The 17,010-nt window shown below is 44.7% G+C and carries 23 protein-coding genes, 1 tRNA gene and 1 other RNA gene; 17 read left to right on the forward strand and 8 right to left on the reverse strand.

Annotated features, from left to right (window positions below):
* The first annotated feature begins 4 nt into the window (after positions 1-4).
* The 8 genes from mtrE to mtrH are packed head-to-tail and all read left to right on the forward strand — an operon-like array spanning position 5 to position 4,924.
* Positions 5-910 carry a tetrahydromethanopterin S-methyltransferase subunit E gene (mtrE, locus tag PBV53_RS04815; protein WP_250867837.1) on the forward strand — a complete coding sequence of 302 codons (906 nt, stop codon included), beginning with the start codon at positions 5-7 and terminating at the stop codon, positions 908-910.
* On the forward strand, positions 907-1,626 hold the full coding sequence (mtrD, locus tag PBV53_RS04820) for a tetrahydromethanopterin S-methyltransferase subunit D (protein ID WP_270096045.1): 720 nt from the start codon (positions 907-909) through the stop codon (positions 1,624-1,626). Before mtrE ends, mtrD begins: the two co-directional genes overlap by 4 nt.
* Position 1,627: 1 nt before the next feature.
* Entirely contained in the window at positions 1,628-2,437 is an 810-nt protein-coding gene (gene mtrC / locus PBV53_RS04825) for a tetrahydromethanopterin S-methyltransferase subunit MtrC (RefSeq protein WP_270096046.1), read from the forward strand.
* The gene (locus tag PBV53_RS04830; RefSeq protein ID WP_270096047.1) at positions 2,434-2,757 is read left to right on the forward strand and encodes a tetrahydromethanopterin S-methyltransferase subunit B; all 324 of its coding nucleotides are present in this window, start codon (positions 2,434-2,436) and stop codon (positions 2,755-2,757) included. The genes mtrC and PBV53_RS04830 overlap by 4 nt, the downstream gene beginning before the upstream one ends.
* A 1-nt stretch (position 2,758) precedes the next feature.
* Positions 2,759-3,484 (forward strand): tetrahydromethanopterin S-methyltransferase subunit A, encoded by a 726-nt coding sequence (mtrA, locus tag PBV53_RS04835; protein WP_270096048.1) that lies wholly within the window; start codon positions 2,759-2,761, stop codon positions 3,482-3,484.
* 5 nt (positions 3,485-3,489) lie between these two features.
* Positions 3,490-3,729, forward strand: a complete 240-nt coding sequence (locus PBV53_RS04840) for a tetrahydromethanopterin S-methyltransferase subunit F (RefSeq protein WP_270096049.1) — start codon at positions 3,490-3,492, stop codon at positions 3,727-3,729.
* A complete protein-coding gene (gene mtrG / locus PBV53_RS04845; protein WP_250867832.1) occupies positions 3,726-3,953 on the forward strand; it encodes a tetrahydromethanopterin S-methyltransferase subunit MtrG in 228 nt (75 codons plus the stop codon). Before PBV53_RS04840 ends, mtrG begins: the two co-directional genes overlap by 4 nt.
* Before the next feature lie 14 nt (positions 3,954-3,967).
* Positions 3,968-4,924: a tetrahydromethanopterin S-methyltransferase subunit H gene (mtrH, locus tag PBV53_RS04850; protein WP_270096050.1), complete on the forward strand. Its 957-nt coding sequence runs from the start codon at positions 3,968-3,970 to the stop codon at positions 4,922-4,924.
* A gap of 467 nt (positions 4,925-5,391) precedes the next feature.
* Here mtrH and hdrB read toward each other — a convergent pair whose 3' ends face one another.
* Both hdrB and hdrC read right to left on the reverse strand, forming a co-directional pair.
* Positions 5,392-6,282 carry a CoB--CoM heterodisulfide reductase subunit B gene (hdrB, locus tag PBV53_RS04855; protein ID WP_270096657.1) on the reverse strand — a complete coding sequence of 297 codons (891 nt, stop codon included), beginning with the start codon at positions 6,280-6,282 and terminating at the stop codon, positions 5,392-5,394.
* A gap of 22 nt (positions 6,283-6,304) precedes the next feature.
* Positions 6,305-6,799: a CoB--CoM heterodisulfide reductase subunit C gene (hdrC, locus tag PBV53_RS04860; protein WP_270096051.1), complete on the reverse strand. Its 495-nt coding sequence runs from the start codon at positions 6,797-6,799 to the stop codon at positions 6,305-6,307.
* A 185-nt stretch (positions 6,800-6,984) separates the two neighbouring features.
* Here hdrC and xseA point away from each other — a divergent pair, with 185 nt between their 5' ends.
* From xseA to PBV53_RS04875, 3 genes are all read left to right on the forward strand, one after another.
* Positions 6,985-8,208, forward strand: coding sequence for an exodeoxyribonuclease VII large subunit (gene xseA, locus PBV53_RS04865; protein ID WP_270096052.1), 1,224 nt, complete (start codon positions 6,985-6,987; stop codon positions 8,206-8,208).
* A gap of 4 nt (positions 8,209-8,212) precedes the next feature.
* The gene (locus PBV53_RS04870; RefSeq protein ID WP_270096053.1) at positions 8,213-8,482 is read left to right on the forward strand and encodes an exodeoxyribonuclease VII small subunit; all 270 of its coding nucleotides are present in this window, start codon (positions 8,213-8,215) and stop codon (positions 8,480-8,482) included.
* 102 nt (positions 8,483-8,584) lie between these two features.
* The gene (locus PBV53_RS04875) at positions 8,585-9,964 is read left to right on the forward strand and encodes an ATPase domain-containing protein (protein WP_270096054.1); all 1,380 of its coding nucleotides are present in this window, start codon (positions 8,585-8,587) and stop codon (positions 9,962-9,964) included.
* Positions 9,965-10,015: 51 nt separating this feature from the next.
* On the opposite strand, the gene PBV53_RS04880 is transcribed toward PBV53_RS04875, so the two are convergent.
* A complete protein-coding gene (locus PBV53_RS04880) occupies positions 10,016-10,255 on the reverse strand; it encodes a transcriptional regulator (protein ID WP_270096055.1) in 240 nt (79 codons plus the stop codon).
* A 115-nt stretch (positions 10,256-10,370) separates the two neighbouring features.
* On the opposite strand from PBV53_RS04880, the gene ffs reads away from it, so the two are divergent.
* The 3 genes from ffs (at position 10,371) to PBV53_RS04895 (ending at position 11,157) form a co-directional block, all read left to right on the forward strand.
* Positions 10,371-10,685: signal recognition particle sRNA (gene ffs, locus PBV53_RS04885), an RNA gene on the forward strand.
* 78 nt (positions 10,686-10,763) lie between these two features.
* Positions 10,764-10,848, forward strand: a tRNA-Ser gene (locus tag PBV53_RS04890).
* 69 nt (positions 10,849-10,917) lie between these two features.
* Positions 10,918-11,157, forward strand: a complete 240-nt coding sequence (locus PBV53_RS04895) for a hypothetical protein (RefSeq protein WP_270096056.1) — start codon at positions 10,918-10,920, stop codon at positions 11,155-11,157.
* Between the two features lie 5 nt (positions 11,158-11,162).
* On the opposite strand, the gene PBV53_RS04900 is transcribed toward PBV53_RS04895, so the two are convergent.
* Complete coding sequence (locus PBV53_RS04900; RefSeq protein ID WP_270096057.1) at positions 11,163-11,483, reverse strand: ribonuclease P protein component 4; 321 nt, start codon at positions 11,481-11,483, stop codon at positions 11,163-11,165.
* A 35-nt stretch (positions 11,484-11,518) separates the two neighbouring features.
* The gene (locus PBV53_RS04905) at positions 11,519-12,175 is read right to left on the reverse strand and encodes an MBL fold metallo-hydrolase (RefSeq protein WP_270096058.1); all 657 of its coding nucleotides are present in this window, start codon (positions 12,173-12,175) and stop codon (positions 11,519-11,521) included.
* A 257-nt stretch (positions 12,176-12,432) separates the two neighbouring features.
* Between PBV53_RS04905 and PBV53_RS04910 the strand changes: the two genes are divergently transcribed.
* Positions 12,433-12,828, forward strand: coding sequence for a DUF1699 family protein (locus tag PBV53_RS04910; protein WP_172368232.1), 396 nt, complete (start codon positions 12,433-12,435; stop codon positions 12,826-12,828).
* Positions 12,829-13,075: 247 nt separating this feature from the next.
* Here PBV53_RS04910 and PBV53_RS04915 read toward each other — a convergent pair whose 3' ends face one another.
* Positions 13,076-13,255, reverse strand: a complete 180-nt coding sequence (locus PBV53_RS04915) for a hypothetical protein (protein WP_250867821.1) — start codon at positions 13,253-13,255, stop codon at positions 13,076-13,078.
* 101 nt (positions 13,256-13,356) lie between these two features.
* Between PBV53_RS04915 and PBV53_RS04920 the strand changes: the two genes are divergently transcribed.
* Positions 13,357-13,857, forward strand: a complete 501-nt coding sequence (locus PBV53_RS04920) for a hypothetical protein (protein ID WP_270096059.1) — start codon at positions 13,357-13,359, stop codon at positions 13,855-13,857.
* A 20-nt stretch (positions 13,858-13,877) separates the two neighbouring features.
* Entirely contained in the window at positions 13,878-15,263 is a 1,386-nt protein-coding gene (gene recJ, locus PBV53_RS04925; protein ID WP_270096060.1) for a RecJ family nuclease, read from the forward strand.
* A gap of 3 nt (positions 15,264-15,266) precedes the next feature.
* Here the strand turns inward: recJ and PBV53_RS04930 are convergent, their stop codons facing one another.
* Together PBV53_RS04930 and PBV53_RS04935 are read right to left on the reverse strand one after the other, a co-directional pair.
* Entirely contained in the window at positions 15,267-16,025 is a 759-nt protein-coding gene (locus tag PBV53_RS04930) for a DUF128 domain-containing protein (RefSeq protein ID WP_270096061.1), read from the reverse strand.
* Positions 16,026-16,112: 87 nt separating this feature from the next.
* Complete coding sequence (locus PBV53_RS04935) at positions 16,113-16,976, reverse strand: glucose-6-phosphate isomerase family protein (RefSeq protein WP_374708516.1); 864 nt, start codon at positions 16,974-16,976, stop codon at positions 16,113-16,115.
* Positions 16,977-17,010 lie beyond the last annotated feature (34 nt).

The following is a 17,010-nucleotide window of genomic DNA, read 5'->3' on the forward strand; positions in this document are numbered from 1 at the left end:
ATAAATGGAACCACTCATGGGCATGGGTGTTCTAGCACTTATGGGCGCTGCCGCAACTATTGCTGGCACAACTGAGGATCTCGAATCTGATGTCGGATCTCAGAGTAACCCTAATTCACAAGTACAGCTAGCACCCCAGATGATGTATCCACATAGGATCTACAACAAAGCAATTTCTGGTGAACCACCATCGAATGCACTGATCTGTGCTATTGGCGGAACCGTGGCATCTGTATTGATGACCGCAAGTCTGTCTGTGATCTTTGCTATCGCTATTGGTGCACTTGTTGCTACCGCAGTACACGGAACATATTGTATTACGGCTTACATGGGCCGTACCGCAAGTCAAAAACGTTTCAGACAACCGATCTATCTTGATATTCTCAGATCACATACGCCAGTGATGATGGGATATGCATTCATTACAACATTCTGTATCCTTGTTGTATCATACATTATGGTGGCCGTTCTTGCACATCCTTTCCCACTTACGCTTCTTGCGTTCATTTGGGGGATCACCGTCGGAGCTATCGGTTCATCCACTGGTGATGTTCATTATGGTGCAGAGCGTGAATTCCAGAACGTTGAGTTCGGATCAGGTCTCAATGCTGCAAATTCCGGTAATATTGTAAGGAAAGCAGAATCTGGTCTTCGTAATGGTATCGACAATTCATGGTTCTGTGCAAAGTTCGGAGGCCCAGTAACCGGTCTTGCATTCGGTATGACCGTTTTCTTAAGCGGTTGGGTAACAGCTGTTTTTAACCCTGCTACCAGTCTCACAATGGGATGGCTTTCAGTTGCAGCAGGAGTTATTTTAGTGTTACTTATGATCATCTGGAACAGAAAGATCGAAGTAGCAGCACGTAAGGCATTTGGTCCTTACAAGGAAGAAGAGGAGGTCGCTGCATGATAGATGTAGCAGGAATTATCGCAGAGAACATTTTATACATCGCAATGGTGACCATTGGCGGTATGCTTATTTCATGGAGTGTTCACTTCGTGCCTGTAGGTGGAGCACCTGCAGCTATGGCACAGGCAACCGGTATTGGTACCGGTACTGTACAACTGGCTGCTGGAGCAGGTCTCACAGGACTTGTGACCGCAGGAGCCGTTATGTCAGTATCTGACAGTTTACCACTTGTTGCTGCATCCGGTGGAGTCGGAGCAATGATCATGATCTCTGTAACAATGATCGTGGGAACATGGGTCTACGTATATGGTGTTGGTGTACCACCAGCATCCGCAAAAGTGGACTATGACCCTATCACAAAGGACAGGCAGGACATCTACGTTTCACAGGGTACTGAGGGACACGGACTTCCAACCGTCTCATATGTGAGTGGTGTTATCGGCGGTGCTCTTGGTGGCATTGGCGGGTCAGTTATCTACTTCGCTCTCATGAGCACCAGTACTGGTCTCAGCCAGAGTGACCTTGTAGCACTTGCAAGTATTTTCGCTGTAGGTATCTTTTTCGTGAACGCAGTAATTCCTTCATACAACATTGGAGGAACCATCGAAGGTTTCCACGACCCTAAGTTCAAGAAATGGCCAAAGGCAGTTCTTGCATCCTTTGTAGCAACATTGATGTGTGCTTTCGTTGGTATACTCACAATCGGAGGTCTCTAATATGTCCGCAGGAGGAGCTGGTGGAGAAGCCACAGGTGGCATTCCACAGAATAAGTTGATCGCTCTGGGAGCTCTCGGAGGTCTCGCAGGAGCATACGGAGGTCATTTCCTTTCCGTTGCATCACCCGCATTCGCATTCATTGGTGCACTTGGCGCTATCTGTGCGATCGTTTGGGGAAGTGCAGCTGTCAGGCGTGTAGCAAGTTACGGTCTTGGTACCGGTGTTCCATCCATTGGTATGATGGCACTTGGTATGGGTGTTGTTGCATCCATGTTCGGACTTGCAGTCGGCGGCATTGCCGGACCTATCGTAGCATTTATTACGGCAGCAATTATCGGATTTGTCATTGGTGTACTCGCTAACAAGGTCCTTGGAATGGGCATTCCTATTATGGAACAGTCCATGACAGAGATCGCTGGTGCAGGTGCACTTACCATCATCGGCCTTAGTGTCGCAATGACAGGTACCTTCATGTTCGATGCAGTACTGGAAACCGTTGTTGCAACCGGATATATCGCAGTGATCTTCATCGCTGGTGGTATGGCAATTCTCCATCCATTCAATGCGAACCTTGGTCCTGATGAAACTCAGGATAGGACATTGATGACCGCTGTTGAGAAAGGTGCGATCGCAATGGTCGTTGCAGGTATCGTAGCAACCGTCGCAGATGGCGCATCTGCTGTTCCATCTATACTGATCGGTGTTTTCATATGGTACATTGCATTCAGTAAGTTTGTCAAACTCGTTAACAGAGACGCGTATAAGGTTCTTGGAACCGGTCTTCTGCCTACTGAGGAGGAATTAGAATGAGCATGGTACACGTAGCACCAGAAGCACATCTTGTATTAGACCCACTTACATCAGTTCTGGCAGCAGAACGTGAGGACATCATCTGTTACTCAATGGATCCGATCATGGAACAGGTCAATGAACTTGATAAGATCGCTGATGATCTGGTCAATTCACTTTCACCTGACATGAAGCTTTTGAATGCCTTCCCCGGAAGGGAAGACACAGCATTAAAAGCAGGTTTCTTCGGTAACACTTTCTATGGTGTTGTAGTCGGTCTTGTCTTCTCAGGTATGATAGCATTGACACTATACATCCTCAGTTTGATCGGAGGTCTATAATATGGTAGATAAGAGAGAACCAGCAGTAGACTGGCCAACCCTAAAAGGTGAATACGAGGTAGGGGACGTAAAGAACTGCGTTGCTGTTATCACCTGTGGATCACACATACCTGGCGCCCCACAACTTGAAGCAGGGGCTGCAATTACAGGTCCATGTAAAACAGAGAACCTCGGTCTTGAGAAGGTCGTTGCACAGATCATTGGAAATCCTAACATCAGATTCGTGATCATTACCGGTTCCGAAGTCAAAGGACACATTACCGGTGAAGCGTTCATGATGGTCCACAAGAACGGTGTAAGTGATAACCGTATTGTGGGTGCAACAGGTGCTATTCCTTATGTCGAGAACCTCACTGATGAAGCGGTCGAAAGACTTCAGCAGCAGGTTGAAATGATCGACATGATCGGTACCGAGGATATGGGGCAGATCGTTGCAAAGATCAAAGAATGTGTGGCAAAGGACCCTGGAGCACTTGATGTTGATCCTATGGTCTTAGAAGTCGGCGAAGGTGACGGCGAAGCCGAGGAAGAGGCCGGCGGACTTAAGCCAATGGCAGCTGAGATCGCAACGATCAGGAACCGGATCCTTGATATTGACAGGGAAATGGTCATTGCCGGTAACTGGAACAAGTATCATGCAGGTGTACACGCAGGTAAGGTCGAAGGTATAATGATCGGTCTTGCAATCACGCTGTCACTACTTGGCCTATTGTTATTCGGGAGGTAATTGACATGGCAGAAGAAATAGAATCTGGACAGGGAGTCCCAATGGTAATCAGCCCACAGATGGGTGCCATTGAAAACGTTGTCGATAGAATTCGATACAGGGCTCAGCTTATCGCAAGGAACCAGAAGCTCGACTCCGGAGTTAACGCGACAGCTGCAACCGGCTTTATTGTCGGTTTTGCATTCGCAGTTGTTATGGTACTGATACTCCCATTGATCATCTGGCAGGTAGGTGGTGTAATATGAGCGACGCAAAGAACACAACACCAAGTGTTGTAACAGACCCTGCAGATTTCAATGAGGTTCTTGAGAAGCTCAATTTGATCGACGAGAAGATCGAATTCGTAAACAGTGAGATCGCACAGAGGATCGGAAAGAAATTAGGTAGGGATATAGGCATAATGTACGGAGCAATAGCTGGTATATTGATATTCTTGATCTACATTTCACTCTCTCCTATACTCATCTGATAAGAGGTAATAACATGTTTAAATTTGACAAGAAACAGGAAGTATTCGAGGTTGGCGGCGTCAAGTTCGGCGGTCAGCCGGGTCAGTACCCAACAATTCTGATCGGTTCAATGTTCTACAACAGGCACAAGATCGTGACCGATGAAGATGAGGGAGTTTTCGACAAGGAAGCAGCAGACAATCTCTGGAACCACATGCTTGAGATGACCGATGTAACAGGTAACCCATGTGTTAACCAGATCGTCGGTGAAACGCCACAGGCTATCAAGAAATACATCGATTGGTTCGTTGCAGAAGATGACAAGACACCTTTCCTTATCGACTCATCCGCAGGAGAAGTACGTGCTACAGCAGCAGAATACGTTACAGAGATCGGTGTAGCTGACAGGGCTATCTACAACTCTATCAACGGTAGTATCCACGACGATGAGATCGAAGCTATCAGAAAGAGTGATATCAATGCTTCAATCGTCCTTGCGTTCAACGCAACAGACCCAACCGTAAAAGGAAAGCTTGAGGTTCTTGAGACCGGTGGTCCAGGTCAGACCATGGGTATGCTCGACATCGCAAAGGACTGTGGCATCACAAAACCACTCGTTGATGTAGCTGCAACTCCACTCGGAGCAGGCGCTGGTGCATCCATGAGAGCAGTAATCGCTGTAAAGGGTCACTTCGGACTCCCTGTAGGTGGCGGATACCACAACCTTGCTTCTGCATGGGACTGGATGAAGGATTACAAGAAGGGCTTCGAAACAAAGGAACAGCGCAAGGCAGTTTACATGCCAGCAGATATCGGAACGAACCTTGTCCCACAGACACTCGGTTCCAACTTCCAGCTGTTCGGTCCTATCGAGAACACTGACACAGTCTACCCTGCAACCGCAATGGTAGATATCATCCTTGCTGAGACCGCAAAAGAACTCGGTCTTGAGATCATGGATGAGAACCACCCAATCAACAAGCTGGTCTAAACAACCAGCTTTTCATTTTCTTTTTTTCATTAACTTATTTCTAATTTCCAGATCTGTATTTTGGTTTCCTCTTCTGGTTCATAAGAGTTGTAAAACTCCAAAAGGAATTATTCCTGCATAAATTATTTTCTTTAGAAAAATAGTGAATGGAGTGGCATTTTATTTATACGGTAGGTTCAAATTACGCTTTATGGATCAAAAAAATTTTCCGACACTCATTTTTGTCATTATGATATGTCTTGCAATTATACTGTTACTTGGCCTATTGTTATTCGGGAGATAATTGACATAGCAGAAAAATAAAATTCGGAACGGAAGTCTCAATATTCATTAGCCTACAGACATTCGGTCTTGATATCATGGATGAGAACAACTCAATCAACAAGCTGATCTAAACAAGCAGCTTCTGATTTTTTAAAACCTCACATGCTTTGTTCAAGAGCAGCATGCATGTAAAAAAGTGAGAATTAAGGTCGCTCCTCGATCATCTCAAAAAAAGCTTTGTTCAATGTCGAATTGAGGTCAATGCCCAGTTCCTCTACGGTATATCCAAAAGCAAGCCCTAACAATTGTGTGTAATGCAAGACTGGTATTGAATGCTCTGTACCATCTCTTTCATTAAGGTCAGTTTGTCCTACATCAAGCTGCATGTGGCAGAACGGGCATGCATTGACAATACAATCAACACCTGCTGCTTCTATCATTGACAATTTATGTTCTGTGAGGGCAAGGGCTTCATCACTCAAAGCAGACCTGACACCTCCACCAGCACCACAACATTCCATCTTATCCTGATAATCCACGCTCACTGCACCTGTGGCCTCAACAAGTTCATCAAAGAAAGAAGGCCTTTCCACACTCATACCTGTCCTCTCCTTTGAAGGCTTCAGCAGGTGGCAGCCATAATGCACAGCAACCCTGATCTCCAGAGGTTGTGTGACAAGTTCACGTATATTCCCGGGCTCTATTTCCTGATATAAGAACTCTGTAATATGGCGAATATCCTGTGTACCTTTAAATTCCCTGTCTACGGCTGCAAGGTGAGAATTAACACTTTCCTTTAGGTCCTCGTCAGCTTTCAATTCATTATTCGCATCGGAAAGGGACCCATAACATCCATTACAGATAGTAAGTATGTCCCGTCCAAGATCTTCGGTCAATGTAATATTCCTGCTGGACAGGGCAAGCCATGTGGTCTTATCGAACGACCGAAGAATTCCCGGTGCCGGACAACATGAAGCCCCTTCAAGATCGACACAATCGATATCCAATTTCTCAAGGCATAGCTTTGTGCTTTTTTCAATACCTGGGTATCGATTAGGGATCACACACCCGAGAAACAGCGACATTTTGTTCATTTCGTGTTCCTTCCTTGCAGATTCACTCATTTGATATCAACTCATCGAATTTACAGTTGGCAAGCAATTTCCTAACTTCACTCAATGCATCCGGGAAACTGTGTACTGTGGGTGGCAAAGCATCCATCCCAAGTGCTTCTCTCTTTGCTTTGTTCTCAGCATTTATGGGCACCGCATGCCCGTGTTCGATCAATAGTTTGCCCACGGTGTGATGTTCCGGGAGGATGATCCCTTCATGTACTGCTATCGCACGTATCTCAAAAATTGCATCAACAATATTAATTCCCCTCGGGCAACGTTCCTGACAATTATAACATGTTGTACATGTCCAAAGTGTCTCATCAGAAAGCACAGATTCACCTTTGCGAGCCTTCCTGAGCAAATTCCTTACATTCAGACTCGTATGCCTTCCAGACGGACAACTGCCGGTACAAACGCCACAATGCATGCATTTGAGAATGTCAGTTCCCGTTTTATCCAGCCTGGATAGAAAAGTTGATCCATTTGTAGCAGACATTAAAATGATTTATCCTTTCATACCTAATAAAAGATGTCGTTGCATTTTTACAAGCTGGGACTTTATGTCTATGATGCCTATGAATAATTTACTTACGTATCCATACTTAAATTACTTTCAACCTACTCGCTCTATATACTAATAGGAAAAAGACATAATCGTACGTCATGATGGAGACTTGAACAATGCCCGCATATACTGTTACAGAACTGAACAACCTCATCAAGAACACTCTGTCGAACAATCCTAAACTTAATCAGATCTGGGTGCAGGGGGAGATCTCCAATCTTACAAAGCATAGTTCGGGTCATTATTATTTTACTGTCAAGGATGGAAAAAGTCAGATAAGTTGTGTCAGCTTCAAGTCTGTGAACCGGACTCTCCGGTTCGAGCTGGAATCCTCCATGAAGGTACTGGTATTCGGTTCAGTGGATGTGTATGTGGTACGCGGGCAGTATCAACTCTATGTTCAGGACATTCGTCCCGATGGTGTGGGCGAGCTATACAAGGCTTATGAGCAGCTTAAGAACAAGCTTGAGAAAGAAGGTATCTTCAGTGATGTTCACAAAATACCAATACCTGAATATCCTCTGAGGGTCGGGGTTGTAACTTCTCCCACGGGAGCTGCGATACACGATATTCTGAATGTTATCGGCCGTAGGTATCCGGTCAATATCTTATTAAGCCCTACCATTGTTCAGGGGGAGAGGTCTGCGGAAAGTATTGTCAGGTCAATTGAACTGCTTAACCAGACGGATGTTGACGTTATAATTGTGGGGAGGGGTGGCGGTTCCCTTGAAGATATGTGGGCTTTCAATGAAGAGGTGGTCGCAAGGGCCATTTTCAATTCCAAAAAACCGATAGTTTCCGCTGTGGGGCATGAAACGGATTTTACCATTGCTGATTTTACTGCTGATATGCGTGCTCCGACCCCCTCTGCTGCGGCAGAACTTGTAGTGCCGGATAAGAAAGAGGTAAAAAGGCATCTTGCAACATTGTCCTCCCGATTAGAGAATAAGGTGGGGCATGTTATTTCAGAAGGGAAAGGTCGGCTGGAAAATGTCCGGAATAAACTGGAGCCGCAACATATAATGGATATGCTGATGCAGGACTCTCAGTATCTGGATGAGCTTACCATGAAACTGACCTCTTCCATGGGGAGGGCCCTGGAGGATAAAGCGTTCGAACTTAAATTCCATTCGTCTAGGCTCAATGCGGTAAGTCCCCTGAACACGATCATAAGGGGGTATAGTATAGCGTTAGATCCTGAAAGGAAGGTATCTATCTCAAGTGTCAGCGAGCTGAAGGAGAATGCGCAATTGGATGTTATTGTCAATGACGGGATATTTGAGTGTAAGGTTGAAAATATAATCCGTGACAGGAAGAAATACCTGCATTACGAAGGGTGATAATATGGGAAATACAAAGAAGACCAAGTCTGAAAAAGAGGCGACAGAAAAAGAACAGACCTTCGAAGCATCTCTGGAGGAGCTAGAACGTCTAGTGGATCAGCTTGAAAGAGGGCAGCTTACACTTGATGAAAGTATTGAGACCTTTGAGAAAGGTATGAAACTGGCACTGCTTTGTAATCAGAAGATCGAGGATTCCGAGAAGAAGGTAGAGGTTCTGATGGAAAGGAGCGGAAAGCTTGTAACAGGACCATTCAATGGGTCCGATCAGTGAGAAGTTTTTGCAATATATAGTGTTACTGGCAGTATTGGTGGCGACGCGGGTGTGCTGGACTCGAGAAAGTATAAGTAATCCTTATGCATATAGAAAATTATAATGTCCGAACTTCAGAATTTACCGTGTTGTATTGAGGGACTTGATGAGATACTTGGTGGGTTTAGAACCCCTTCGACTATCCTTGTTGCCGGTACAGCTGGGGTCGGTAAGACCACAATGGCACTTCAGATGCTTTCAAATGCCGCAAAGAACGGAGAGAAAGTGCTGTACATACCGCTTACAACAGAGACATCTGAAAGATTCGAGAAATTGCAGTCTGTTTTCCCGTTCCTCTTCGAGAATGTCAGTATCCATCCATTAAGTAGACAGGCTGCTGAAAAGGATCCACTGAGCATGTTGATCGAAATGGGGAATGTTATAACCTCAGAAAATCCTGATCGCATCGTCATTGATCCTATAACTCCTATGGGATTTGGTTTCGTTGAACAGGAAAGAAGGCGCTTTTTCTATACGCTTGACTCCATGCTCAAGGAATCGAATGCTCTTGTGCTGCTGACAGCTGAACTTCTGGAAGAACAGATACATGGGTCTGTGGTTAGTCATCTTACCGATGGTATCATTTACCTGTCAAAAGAGAATTCCGGTTATCATACTGCACATAAAATGAGAGTTATTAAGATGCTGGGACTCGATCTCCAAAAGAGGGGGGTAAGCACTGCCAGGGATTACAGTTATGATGTAAGTTCTGAAGGGTTCGTCGTCTATCCCCGCCTGGTAAGTTCTAAAGTTGATGGGGTAGCTGAAACAAAGATAAGGTCTGGGATTGAAAATCTCGATCTTATGCTCTACGGGGGCATAATTGCAGGTAGCAGTATGCTCGTTGCAGGTGAGCCTGGCTCGGGTAAGTCGGTCTTCGCATGGAATTTCATGATGGAAGGTCTCATTAATGGTGAGAATGGGGTAATCGTATCCTATGGTGAAAGGCCGGAACAGATCATCAGGGAAGCGGCAAAGTTCAGCTGGGATATGCAAAAGTATGTCGATTCCGGGCAATTACGGTTCATTCATTCCAATCCTGAGGAAATTCATCCTGCGGAACATGCAATAAGACTAAAGGAACTCATAGATGAACTTGGTATTACGCGTATTGTTCTGGACGGCCTTGTCAATCTGGAGATCACATTCCCTGATGATATAAAACTTCGTGGATACCTGCTTAGCCTTACAAATTATCTCAACAGTATGGGCGTATCCTCAGTTTTCACAACAGAACTGGACCCGCAGACGGGCAGAATCATGAGCAATGATGCATCATTTATCATGGACACTGTGATAACCCTTACGCAGATACTCTGTTCCAATGAGTTCAAAAGGTATCTGAGGATACTGAAATCCAAAGGTTCTCGCCATGGTCTGATCATGCGGGAATACACGATCTCTGACACTGGCATCAAGCTTCAGTGTGATGTGTTGCCTTGAATGGCAGGATAAGTAAAAAAGGTATAAAAGTAGCATAATACTACTTTCATTTTATATTGAAAGTACGGTCCTTGCAACCGTTGTGCCAAGTTCTGTGAGTTTGTAAACTCCACTTTCCTCAACTATAAGCTCTTTTGCGGTGAGTTCTTCGAGTATCTTATCCGCAGATATTTTTGCAATATGCATGTTCTTAGCGATGCGTGCTCCTTCCAACTGTCCTCTGGATTCGAGTAAGGCCAATAATTTCTGTCTGTTCTTGTTTCCGGTAACAAAACCCATTAATTCTTCCATTTTCTCACCATATACAGTTTACTACTACATCGTATAACTATATTCGTACAGTTGTTCTTCCATTGTTGCATGCGTGATAGGAATACTTTTATTACCTGTAAAGCATAACTATGCGTGGCGGGCTAGTCTGGGTAGGCCGGCGTTACCTGTAACCCGAAATCGCCGATATGCGGGAGACGAAGCCAAAAGAAGTTGTTTTGATCAGATTCAAACCTGTGATCTCAACGTAGAAGCCCCGTCCTGCTTGGATGATGTTGGTAGGAGGACCAATTGGAGAATTGGTTCACCTATCTTTGCAGTGGGAACCAGTCGAGGCCCGGAAGGGAGCAGACCTACCATTGACATTTGTCGCTTGGAGGGCTGCGGGGTGGAGGAGAGATCACAGATCATTTGGGTCTGTGATGTTCAGCAACTCGCGGTATGCCCGCCACTTTGCACTTCTAACGAAAAGCGTTATATAATGCTATTGCCTTTATGGAATCGCATTGGCGTGAAAATAACTCTTAATGACGAGATAGCCAAGCCCGGTATGGCGCAGGATTGCTAATCCTGTGGTGCCCGGCACCTCGGGGGTTCGAATCCCCCTCTCGTCGTCCTTTTATATCTTTTGTTGACTATGCTTTTTTTAATTATGATCGAAAAAGGAATGGTAGGCTTAGATAATGGTCGATGGTAAACTGATAATCCCTGTGCTCAATGAAGTGCCTGTGGAAAAAAAGGGCCACAAGTCGGATGGTTGTGGCGGTTGTTCAGGTGGTACCTGTGGTGCATTCGGAATACGTGCAGGTTCTGAAAAGAACGAAGTACTCAGGAACATCCTTATCTTCGCAATAATGGGAATTGGAATGCTCGTTGGAGTATATCTTATTGTTAAACTGCTGAACCTGGTTGCCGGGATCTGAACAGCTTATTTTTTTAAATGGTATGGTATCCTCACTTCTTGTCCGCACTTAAGGCATGTTATGGTCATGTACCTTCCATGAAGTCTTACTCTTGAGCTACTTCCGGGGACAAGGTATGAGCTGCATCCTCTGCACATTTTACGTTTCAGGGAAGGTGGGAATCGCAATCGATATTTCATGCCGATACGTCTTGCCAGCTGTACATATCTGTCGCTTCTTTCAGGGTTGGAGCTGTATTCCTCGGCTGCCAGTTTGAACAGGCGTTCGATCCTCTCAGTTGCCACATCTTTTATAATATTTTTTTGCTTCTTTTTCATTCGGGACATGTACATATTACCTATTGTGTATACGCATGATCATTTTAAAGAATTATAACTTCGATGTTAGGATCCTTTGCATTGATGAGCTCTTTGAACTTCTGTGGGTCTGCATCAGTACCTTCAACAAGGCCATAATGCATGGGAATTGCGACCTTTGGTCCTATGGTTATGGCCGCTTCTGCTGCCTCTTCTTCACTCATTGTGAAATCTGCACTTATGGGCAGAAGGACCACATCTGCATGTATCTCGGCCATTTCGGGGATCAGGTCTGAATCGCCGGCATGATATATCCTTATGTCTTCAAGTTCGACTATATAACCTACGCCTTCTCCTCGGGGATGGTTTGGTTTATTCAGATTGTAGGAAGGCACTACCTCTATATTCACTCCCTTTATTGCCAGATCTCCTGTGAGTTCATCTCCTTCAATGATCCTGCGTGCATCGCCTTTGAACTCTAATGACATCTTTTCCGGGATCAATGTCGTTGTCATACTTCCGCGGACCGCCCGTATGGAAGCTGGGTCACAATGATCGAAATGTTCGTGTGTCAGAAGTATGATGTCAGCTTCATCTTCAGGACCTATCTCATCTGGAACTGCATATGGATCAATGTATATCACTGTTTTCTGCCCGCGCAATATGAATCCGGCATGGCCTAGCCATTCTATTGATACATTACCAATTGTCGTGCTTTTCATGGTCTGGTCTCCTGAAACGTTCTGTCAAATATGCATCTTCTGAACTTATGCTGGCATTAATGGTACAATATATCTTAAAACTGCCGAATTCCCTTAAGTATGAATCTTATTTCCATCTGGTAATTTTTTACAAACAACACTGATAATCTTTATATAGAAGAGGTTGTGTATATACAAATAGATGTGTTGTATATGCAAATTTTTACATAATGCTTAAAATAATCACGGCACAATCGAAAAACAGGAAGGGTCAAATAATGAAGATTAGAGTCGTAAGTTCAAAAGAAGAGATTAAGACGTTAAGCGAAAACGAAGAGATCGTCCACCTTGCATTCAGACCATCAAACACGGATATCTTCGAGCTTGTTAAAAAATGTCCAAGTGTCAAAGCACTTCACATTCCAAGTTCATACAAGAAGACTATCTCCAAGTCTGCAAAGATGTATCTTGAAATGCAGGACATAAACCTTCTCGAAGGCGATGTATGGGGCCACAGAAAGGATATCAACGAATATTCCGAAGTATCTCAGGGCGTCTATGATCGAATAAAGGAGTACCGCGACGAAGGTCTCTCTGAAGAAGAGATCAATGAGAAGATGGTCAGAGAAACCAGGCTTAGCCCGGATTTCATTGAATTCCTGATGAAGCAGTAATTTACTGCACTTGAAAAACGAAAAAACGAAATCCCTAAGAAGAAGGTCGGTATTTATACCGACCTCTCCCCACACTTTTTACATTTATTATGTTTGCTGATCATTCATCAAATATCTGGACTACCAGTTCACGTGACCTCGAACGGTGGCAAGTGCCTGTTCTATATCTAAAATAAGACCTGGTCCTATTCAATAGTTGGGATGGCTACTATTGAAACAACTGCGTGATCAGCGATTTTGAAATGTCTTACTCTATATTTGTCAATTTAATGCCTGCAAGGGATACTGTCAGTACGAATAGCACTAAAGCTCCTAAAAAACCATATCCTTGTGGCTCCATACCCGTTGCGTGAACCATTATAAGAAGCACTACGAATACAACGACCGAACCAATAGCCAGCAAGATTTCCATTGTCTTTTTGTTCATTGTACCTACATTATAAGCCTGATACATCAATGTAACGCCGGTGGAAGAAGGAATATAAGAGAGGACAACAATATCTAAACACAAAATTCAATGGTAAACACATGACAGAATTCGAGAGGGAACTTGTACTATCTTTCAATGCTTTTTTTGAAGATGCTGATGTAAGGGGGATCGCACATAGGCTCAAACAGCACCGATTCACGCCGCAGTTCCTGGATGTACTGGTGGATTCCCTTAACCCGGATTACTACCTGGGCATAGAATGCAAGAGCATTTCGGTTGAAAAGGGTGCAAACGCACTTTATTTTACCCAGCATTTCACAGTTGATAAAAAGGGTGCTCACCAGATAGTCCGCATATCTGACTTTCTGAGAAGGTCGGGGCGTACAGGCTATCTCGCGGTAGAATTAAGAATGGGTGCTGGAAAATCCAGAAAAGCACACATCATCCCCTGGGATGAGTTGAGGGAACGGTACAACGATGAAACATCGTTGAAATACACTGTTGAAGAGATACAAACCTATCCTGAGATGGAAAGGAAAAAAGGACATTATCTTATCGAACCTACAAAATGGAGAGGCGGCATAAGAATTCTTGAGTAATGGTAAAAGGTGGCATATAAATGTTGGAAAGAATTCAGGAGATCAGATCAAAAGCTATGGAGTGTTCATCCATAATTAAAGATCAAGGTTCTGTATATGTGGTCTCACATATAGATGCGGATGGGTTGACCTCTGCAGGGATAATATGCAAAGCACTGGAGAGAGCAGGGATCGAACATTCCATCCATTTTGTAAAACAGCTCGATGAGGTGGAGATCGAATCAATAGCGAACCTTAATCCGGAACTTGTCATTTTTACTGACCTTGGAAGCGGGATGATCAACTCTCTCAATGCTCACGGAATAAATGCAGTTATCGCTGATCACCATCAGCCAAGGGGTGAAATGGAACATCACCTCAATCCTCATCTTTATGGCTTCAATGGCTCATACGAGCTTAGCGGCTCTGGGATGACCTATATCCTGGCAAATGCCCTCGGGGACAATAAAGATCTTGCAGACCTTGCTATAGTGGGCGCAGTAGGGGACCTTCAACATCTTAAAAAAGGCCATCTTACCGGTCTAAATCGATATATTCTCGAAGAGGGCGCCCAGGCAGGTGTTCTCAGTTTTGAAAAGGATATAATGCTCTTTGGAAAACAGACCCGTCCGGTCTTCAAACTGCTCCAGTATGCGTCAGACCCATATCTGCCCGGACTTACCGGTAATGAAGATGCCTGTATAGGATTTCTTCACGACCTTGGGATACAGTTCGGCGGGGATGAACGATGGAGGCGCTGGATCGATATTGGGCAGATGGATAAACAGAAGATCGTATCAGCTCTTGTCCAGTACTGTCTCCGGGCAGGGCTTCCTCCCTATAAGATCGAGCGTCTGATCGGGGAAGTGTATCTGCTCACCAATGAAAAGGAAGGTACTGAGATGAGGGATGCTTCCGAATATTCCACCTTGCTGAATGCAACCGCACGATATGGTCACGCCGATATCGGACTGGCAGTGTGCATGGGTGACAGGGGTGAAGCATACGAATCTGCAAAGAAGCTTCTGAGCGAGCACAGGCAGAACCTTGTCAATGGACTTATGTTCGTCAAAGAGCAAGGTGTGACCCAGCTCGACAATCTTCAGTATTTTGATGCCGGTTCGAGCATACTTGAGACCATAGTGGGCATTATTGCAGGCATGAGCACATCCGTTATCGGTAATCGAAATCTGCCCATAATCGCATTCGCAGACGCAAAGGATGGCGTAAAAGTGTCGGCACGCGGTACGCAGGACCTGATACGCAAAGGGCTCAATCTCTCTGAAGCCATGTCAATGACCGCTGCAGAGGTCAATGGTGCAGGAGGCGGGCATGATATTGCAGCCGGAGCTACGATCCCTGAAAGTGCAAAAGAAGAGTTTATAAAAAAGCTTGATGCCGTTATTGGCAAACAACTAAAAAGATGAGGTTTAGATAAGGTCCTCGATGTGCTTCATACTGTCAATGCCAATGAGCGCTGACATTGCACTAGTGCGGACCTCAAAACCTTGTTCCTTCGCCATTGCCATGGGGTTGGTCCCTCCAATAACAACAACGCCTAAATGGTCACGTTCAACAGGAACATCCAGCACACGAGTATTTGGCTCCCCTACCTCCATTATTCCGCTAAGGCCAGCTTCCATTAGGTCTGAAAGGATATGGTCGATATCATCCCTTGCTACTAGGGGAGCTTCCCTGAGATTTGCAAGGATCTTGCCGGAACCTGTTCTCAGCATCTTCGTGACCGATGTTATGTCCTGGGACATTAGGACCTCGAGGGGGTCAATGGTGGTACTGGCATAAGTGACCACATCAGTAAAACGAACCGGTTGCCCGTTCTTTATCTGTACCACTCCTCCAAAGCGAGGATTTATCATAACGCCGCCCTTCAAAAGAACTCCATCGATGGTTATGCTGCAAACAGTAGCAATTCCAACATCTCCTTGTGCTATCTTCAGATCGCCGATGGTCTCTCCACTTTTTATTATCTTCAGGAAAGGGCTGACCGATAATCCGCTTCTGATGACAAGGTTATATACCTCCAGAACGGCTTCGAGATCTTGTTCCTTTACAAGGGACAGGTTCACTATCAGTTCGCCAGTCATATTTTCCGGATCAAAAGTGGTCCTGTACATAAGGTCTTCAATGCGGGAGGAAGTGAATTGTACGCGATTGGGTTGTTTGATCATAGGTAGCTCTCGTTTCTCTAAAGTAAGGAAATTACTGTATTAGAGTTTTGTGTCTGGGCTACAATGAAAAAAAAGAAAGTTGTATTATCAGACATTGATAATACTTTCAAACACACCTGCAAAATTTTGTGGACTTTTAAGGAATTCAAGTTTTTCAGTATCATTCACAAGGTCGTACATGTCCCTGCCACAGAAAAGGCCAAATTCAGGAATATCTGTCGGAGTTATGTACCTTATTTCCGGAAGGTTCTCATAATGATGGTTCTTCATGAATCCGGACTCTAACAGATAATAAGCCCCTCCTTCCATATCTCTGAAAGGTGCATAACTGGAAGAAAAATCACAGCAGACCCAGTTTGCCATCTTAAGGATCTCGTCGGAAGCGTTTACCGTCACATGCCCGTAATCAGGAGGGATCAGCGCAATGTCGCCCTTTTTTGCTTTAATGACGACCGTATCCACAACGTCATCTCCCACATGTTTTTGCAGAATGTATGTTGCTTCGCCTTCAAGCACCTGGTATACCTCAGGGTAGGATATCTCCTGTCCCGGTACATTTGGATGATAATGGCCGGCGGTCTTGATGAACTCACTTCCGAACATAGCCGGAGGAATTACTGTGATATCATAACGAAGATGCGACTTGTTAATTATTTTCAAGTCTTCCTCAGACAATGAAAGATGCCTGAACATATAGTATAGTTCCATATCATCCACTGATCCGAACCATTCGTGGTCATAAACGACCTCTTTCATATCATGTAACATCCGTATGTTAGGCTGTCTTTCCACTCCCCCGAATTCAATTGTGTATCCCATTATATCACCTTTCAAGTAACAGCTGTGGCCAGTCAAAAGCTGTACCTCAGCCACATTTCCCACATTCATGTCATGCAACATCCCTATGTCAGGCTGCATTTCCACTCCCCCTAATTCTACCTTATGTCCCATTATATCACCTTTTCAAGTAAAAGCTGCAGCCAGC

The sequence above is a fragment of the Methanococcoides alaskense genome (assembly GCF_027594145.1).
Classification (GTDB): domain Archaea; phylum Halobacteriota; class Methanosarcinia; order Methanosarcinales; family Methanosarcinaceae; genus Methanococcoides; species Methanococcoides alaskense.